3 protein-coding genes are annotated in these 6,188 nt (G+C 62.1%); all 3 read left to right on the top strand.

Going from position 1 to position 6,188, the window contains the following annotated elements; genetic code table 11:
- A partial coding sequence (locus tag D6877_RS24365) for an efflux RND transporter permease subunit (RefSeq protein ID WP_178083744.1) occupies window positions 1–1,707 on the top strand: 1,707 nt, incomplete at its 5' end.
- Window positions 1,708–1,843: 136 nt separating this feature from the next.
- Entirely contained in the window at window positions 1,844–4,951 is a 3,108-nt protein-coding gene (locus tag D6877_RS24360; protein ID WP_130912354.1) for an efflux RND transporter permease subunit, read from the top strand.
- Window positions 4,948–6,188: efflux transporter outer membrane subunit (locus D6877_RS24355; protein ID WP_130912353.1), on the top strand; the 1,241-nt coding region annotated here is incomplete at its 3' end. The genes D6877_RS24360 and D6877_RS24355, both read left to right, overlap by 4 nt.

Genomic DNA, 6,188 nt, shown 5'->3' with positions numbered 1-6,188 from the left:
ACCCTGGCGGTGGCGATCCTGATTTCCCTGGTGGTGTCGCTGACCCTGACGCCGATGATGTGCGCGCGCCTGCTCAAGCGTGAACCGCAGGAATACGAGCAAGGCCGTTTCTACCGCGCCAGCGGTGCGTTCATCGACTGGATGATCAAGGAATACGGGCGGATGCTGCGCTGGGTGCTCAAGCATCAGCCGCTGACCTTGCTGGTCGCCATCGGCACGCTGGCGTTGACCGTATTCCTTTACGTCATCGTGCCGAAGGGTTTCTTTCCGGTGCAGGACACCGGCGTGATTCAGGGTATTTCCGAAGCGCCGCAGTCGATCTCCTTCGCGGCGATGGGCGAGCGGCAGCAGCAACTGGCGAAGATCATTCTTGAAGATCCGGCGGTGCAGAGCCTGTCGTCCTACATTGGCGTCGACGGCGACAACGCCACGCTCAACAGCGGCCGCTTGCTGATCAACCTCAAGCCCCACGGCGAGCGCGATCTGACGGCCAGCGAAGTGATCGCACGCCTGCAACCACAACTGGACAAACTGGTCGGCATTCGGCTGTTCATGCAGCCGGTGCAGGACCTGACCATCGAGGATCGGGTCAGCCGCACCCAGTACCAGTTCAGCATGTCCTCGCCGGACTCGGAATTGCTCAGCCAGTGGAGTGGCCGTCTGGTCGAAGCCCTGGCGCAGCGTCCGGAGTTGACCGACGTGGCCAGTGACTTACAGGACAAAGGCTTGCAGGTTTATCTGGTGATCGACCGCGACGCCGCATCGCGCCTCGGCGTGTCGGTGGCGAATATCACCGATGCGCTGTACGACGCCTTCGGCCAGCGGCAGATTTCGACCATTTACACCCAGGCCAGCCAGTACCGCGTGGTGCTGCAAGCCCAGGCCGGGGAGAAGATCGGCCCGCAGGCGCTGGATCAGATTCACGTCAAGACCACCGACGGCGCGCAGGTACGCCTGTCGAGTCTGGCGCATGTCGAAGAACGTCAGGCGCAATTGGCGATCACCCACATCGGCCAGTTCCCGGCGGTGATGATGTCGTTCAACCTCGCGCCGGGCGTGGCGTTGGGGCATGCCGTGGACATCATCGAGCAGGTGCAGCAGGACATCGGCATGCCGGTCGGCGTGCAGACTCAGTTCCAGGGCGCGGCGCAAGCGTTCCAGGCTTCGCTGTCGAGCACCTTGCTGCTGATTCTGGCGGCGGTGGTGACCATGTACATCGTGCTGGGCGTGCTCTACGAGAGCTACATCCACCCGATCACCATTCTCTCGACCTTGCCGTCGGCAGCGGTCGGTGCCTTGCTGGCGTTGCTGCTCAGTGGCAACGACTTGGGCATGATCGCGATCATCGGCATCATCCTGCTGATCGGTATCGTCAAGAAGAACGCGATCATGATGATCGACTTCGCCCTCGACGCTGAACGCACCCAGGGCATGGCCCCGGCCGAGGCGATCTATCAAGCGGCGCTGCTGCGTTTTCGGCCGATTCTGATGACCACGCTGGCGGCGTTGTTCGGCGCAGTGCCGCTGATGCTGGCCACGGGGTCTGGCGCGGAACTGCGTCAGCCGTTGGGTCTGGTGATGGTCGGCGGTTTGCTGGTGAGCCAAGTGTTGACGCTGTTCACCACGCCGGTGATTTACCTGTACTTCGACCGCCTCGGAAGGCGCTTTGGCAAAGCCAAAGCCGAAGGTGACGAGGTCGCGGTATGACGGTCGGAATATATCTCCCCTGTGGGAGCGAGCCTGCTCGCGAAAGCGGTAGGTCAGTCACTGCCAAAGTTGAAGGTAAGGGCGCATTCGCGAGCAGGCTCGCTCCCACAGAAGTATGCGGGGAGAACAAGAGTCGATGAACCTCTCCGGCCCTTTCATCAAACGCCCCGTGGCAACCATGCTGCTCTCGCTGGCCATCATGTTGCTCGGCGGGGTCAGCTTCGGTCTGTTGCCGGTTTCGCCGCTGCCGCAGATGGATTTCCCGGTGATCGTGGTCCAGGCCAGTCTGCCTGGTGCCAGTCCGGAGGTGATGGCTTCGACGGTGGCGACGCCGCTGGAGCGTTCGTTCGGTGCGATTGCCGGCGTCAACACCATGAGCAGCCGCTCCAGTCAGGGTTCGACGCGGGTGATTCTGCAATTTGACCTCGACCGCGACATCAACGGCGCGGCGCGGGAAGTGCAAGCGGCGATCAATGCCTCGCGCAACCTGCTGCCAAGCGGGATGCGCAGCATGCCGACCTATAAAAAGGTCAACCCGTCGCAGGCGCCGATCATGGTGCTGTCGCTGACCTCGGACGTGCTGGAAAAAGGCCAGCTCTACGATCTGGCCTCGACCATCCTGTCCCAGAGCCTTTCGCAGGTGCAGGGCGTCGGTGAAGTGCAGATCGGCGGCAGTTCGCTGCCGGCGGTGCGCATCGAACTCGAACCGCAGGCGCTGAACCAGTACGGCGTGGCCCTCGACGATGTGCGCAAGACCATCGCCGACGCCAACGTGCGCCGGCCCAAGGGCTCGGTCGAGGACGGCGAGCGCCTGTGGCAGATCCAGGCCAACGACCAGTTGGAGAAAGCCAAGGATTACGAGTCGCTGATCATTCACTACGCCGACGGCGCCGCGCTGCGTCTCAAGGACGTGGCGAAAGTCAGCGATGGCGTCGAAGACCGTTACAACAGCGGTTTCTTCAACGACGACGCGGCGGTGCTGCTGGTGATCAACCGCCAGGCCGGCGCCAACATCATCGAAACGGTCAACGAGATCAAGGCGCAGTTGCCCGCGCTGCAAGCGGTGCTGCCGGCCAGCGTCAAACTCAATCTGGCCATGGATCGCTCGCCGGTAATCAAGGCCACGCTGCACGAAGCCGAGATGACCTTGCTGATCGCCGTCGCCCTGGTGGTGCTGGTGGTCTACCTGTTTCTGGGTAACTTCCGCGCCTCGCTGATCCCGACGCTGGCGGTGCCGGTGTCGCTGGTCGGTACCTTTGCGGTGATGTACCTGTACGGCTTCTCACTGAACAACCTGTCGCTGATGGCGCTGATTCTCGCCACCGGTCTGGTGGTGGACGACGCCATCGTGGTGCTGGAAAACATTTCCCGGCACATCGACGAGGGGGTGAAGCCAATGCAGGCCGCGTACCTCGGCGCTAAAGAAGTCGGCTTTACCCTGCTGTCGATGAACGTCTCGCTGGTGGCGGTGTTTCTGTCGATTCTGTTCATGGGCGGGCTGGTCGAAAGCCTGTTCCGCGAATTTTCCATCACCCTGGCGGCGGCAATCGTGGTGTCGCTGGTGGTGTCCCTGACGCTGACACCGATGCTCTGCGCGCGCTGGCTCAAGCCGCACACCCCGGGCCAGGAAAACCGCTTGCAACGCTGGAGCCACAAGACCAACGACTGGATGGTCGGCAAATACGCCACCAGCCTCGACTGGGTATTGCGTCATCGACGTCTGACCTTGCTCAGTCTGCTGCTCACCGTTGGCGTCAACATTGCGCTGTATGTGGTGGTGCCGAAAACCTTCCTGCCGCAGCAGGACACCGGCCAGTTGATCGGTTTCGTGCGTGGCGACGACGGTCTGTCGTTCAACGTCATGCAGCCGAAAATGGAAACCTTCCGCCGCGCCGTGCTCAAGGACGAAGCGGTGGAAAGCGTGGCCGGGTTCATCGGCGGCAACAACGGCACCAACAACGCGTTCATGATCGTGCGCCTGAAACCGATCAAGGAGCGCCAGCTGTCGGCACAGAAAGTCATCGAACGCCTGCGCAAGGAAATGCCCAAGGTGCCCGGGGCGCAGTTGATGCTGATGGCCGACCAGGATCTGCAATTTGGCGGCGGCCGCGAGCAGACCAGTTCGCAATACACCTACATTCTGCAAAGCGGCGATCTTGCCGAGCTACGCAAGTGGTTCCCGAAAGTGGTCACCGCGCTGCGTGCGTTGCCCGAGCTGACTGCCATCGATGCCCGCGAAGGTGCCGGGGCGCAGCAGGTGACGCTGATTGTCGACCGGGATCAGGCCAAACGCCTGGGGGTCGACATGAACATGGTTACCGCCGTGCTCAACAACGCCTATAGCCAGCGGCAGATTTCGACGATCTACGACAGCCTCAACCAGTACCAGGTGGTGATGGAGGTCAATCCGAAATACGCCCAGGATCCGGTGACGCTCAAGCAGGTCGAAGTGATCACCGCTGACGGTGCGAGGGTGCCGCTGTCGACATTCGCCCATTACGAAAACAGTCTGGAAAACGACCGGGTCAGTCATGAAGGCCAGTTCGCGTCCGAAAGCATTTCCTTTGACATGGCTGAAGGCGTGACCGTGGAGCAGGGCAGTGCCGCCATTGAACGGGCGATCGCCAAGGTCGGCCTGCCGGAGGATGTGATCGCGAAAATGGCCGGCACCGCTGACGCCTTCGCCGCCACGCAGAAGAGCCAGCCGTTCATGATCCTCGGTGCGTTGCTGGCCGTGTATCTGGTGCTCGGTGTGCTGTATGAAAGCTACATCCACCCGCTGACCATTCTTTCGACCTTGCCCTCGGCCGGGGTTGGCGCGTTGCTGTCGATCTATGCGCTGGGCGGCGAGTTCAGCCTGATTTCCCTGCTGGGGATCTTCTTGCTGATTGGCGTGGTGAAGAAAAACGCCATTCTGATGATTGATCTGGCGCTGCAACTGGAGCGGCATGAGGGCCTGTCGCCGCTGGAGTCGATCCGCAGCGCCTGCCTGCAACGCCTGCGACCGATCCTGATGACCACGCTCGCAGCCATTCTCGGCGCCTTGCCGCTGCTGCTCGGCCGCGCCGAGGGTGCGGAAATGCGCCAGCCGCTGGGCCTGACCATCATTGGCGGCCTGGTGTTCAGCCAGGTCCTGACCCTTTACACCACCCCGGTGGTTTACCTCTATCTCGACAAGCTGCGCCATCGCTTCAACAAGTGGCGTGGCGTGCGCACTGATGCCGCTCTGGAAACTCCGCTATGACTGACCGTTCGCTTATCCAATTGGCCACCGTGCGCGGCTCGCGCCTGTTGAGCCTGTCACTGTGTGTGGCGCTACTCAGCGCCTGCGCCGTCGGCCCGGACTACCAGCGGCCGCAAACTGCCGAAATCGCTCAGTTCAAGGAAGCCGAAGGCTGGCGTCAGGCCAATCCCAGCGACTCGCTGGCCCGTGGCGCCTGGTGGGAGTTGTACGGCGACCAACAGCTCAACGCCTTGATCGAAAAACTCAACAGCTCCAACCAGACCGTCGCCCAGTCCGAAGCGCAGTTTCGTCAGGCGCAGGCTTTGGTGCGCAGTGCACGCGGGGCGTTTTACCCCAGCGTCGACCTGAGTCTGGGCAAGACCCGCTCCAGCCAGGGCACCGGTAGCAGCAGTTCGAGCCTGAGCAGTTCCTCAAGCGGCATCCGCGACACCTACAACGCGCAACTGGGCGTCAGTTGGGAAGCGGACGTGTGGGGCAAGCTGCGCCGTGGACTGGAGGCGGATGAGGCCACCGCCCAGGCGAGTTTTGCCGATCTGGCGGCGATGCGCTTGAGCCAGCAGTCGGAGCTGGTGCAGAACTACTTGCAACTGCGGGTCATCGATCAGCAGAAGCGTTTGCTTGAAGCCACCGTTGCCGCTTATGAACGCTCGCTAAAAATGACCCAGAACCAGTACCGCGCCGGGGTTTCCGGGCGTGATGCGGTGGCGCAGGCGCAAACCCAGTTGAAAAGCACCCAGGCCGATCTGGTCGACCTGATCTGGCAGCGTGCACAGTTTGAAAACGCCATCGCCGTACTGACCGGCGAAGCACCGGCCAACTTCAGCATTGCCGAAAGCCAGAGCATCCCGAATCTGCCGCAGGTACCGCTGAGCTTGCCTTCACAACTGCTGGAACGCCGTCCGGACATCGCTTCGGCCGAGCGCTCGGTGATCGCCGCCAACGCCAACATCGGCGTGGCGAAAGCCGCCTATTACCCGGATCTGACCCTCAGTTTGAGCGGTGGCTACAGCAGCAGTACCTCGAAAAACCTGATCAGCCTGCCGAACCGTTTCTGGTCGGTCGGCCCGCAGCTGTCGTTGCCGCTGTTCGACGGTGGAATCCGTTCGGCCGAGGTCGACCGCAGCGAAGCGGCCTACGACGAAACCGTCGCGCGCTACCGCCAGACTGTGCTCGACGGTTTCCGCGAAGTGGAAAACTACCTGGTCCAGCTCAAGGTGTATGAAGACGAAGCGGCGGT

The sequence above is a fragment of the Pseudomonas sp. Sample_9 genome (genome assembly GCF_004307535.1).
Taxonomy (GTDB): domain Bacteria; phylum Pseudomonadota; class Gammaproteobacteria; order Pseudomonadales; family Pseudomonadaceae; genus Aquipseudomonas; species Aquipseudomonas mercuritolerans.
Note: the sequence above shows the minus strand (reverse complement) of the source record. Positions and strands in the feature narration are given on the sequence as shown.

Bases quoted from the DNA above. Each gene is read 5' to 3' on its own strand.
- D6877_RS24360 (WP_130912354.1), top strand. From the start codon at position 1,844: ATGAACCTCTCCGGCCCTTTCATCAAACGCCCCGTGGCAACCATGCTG.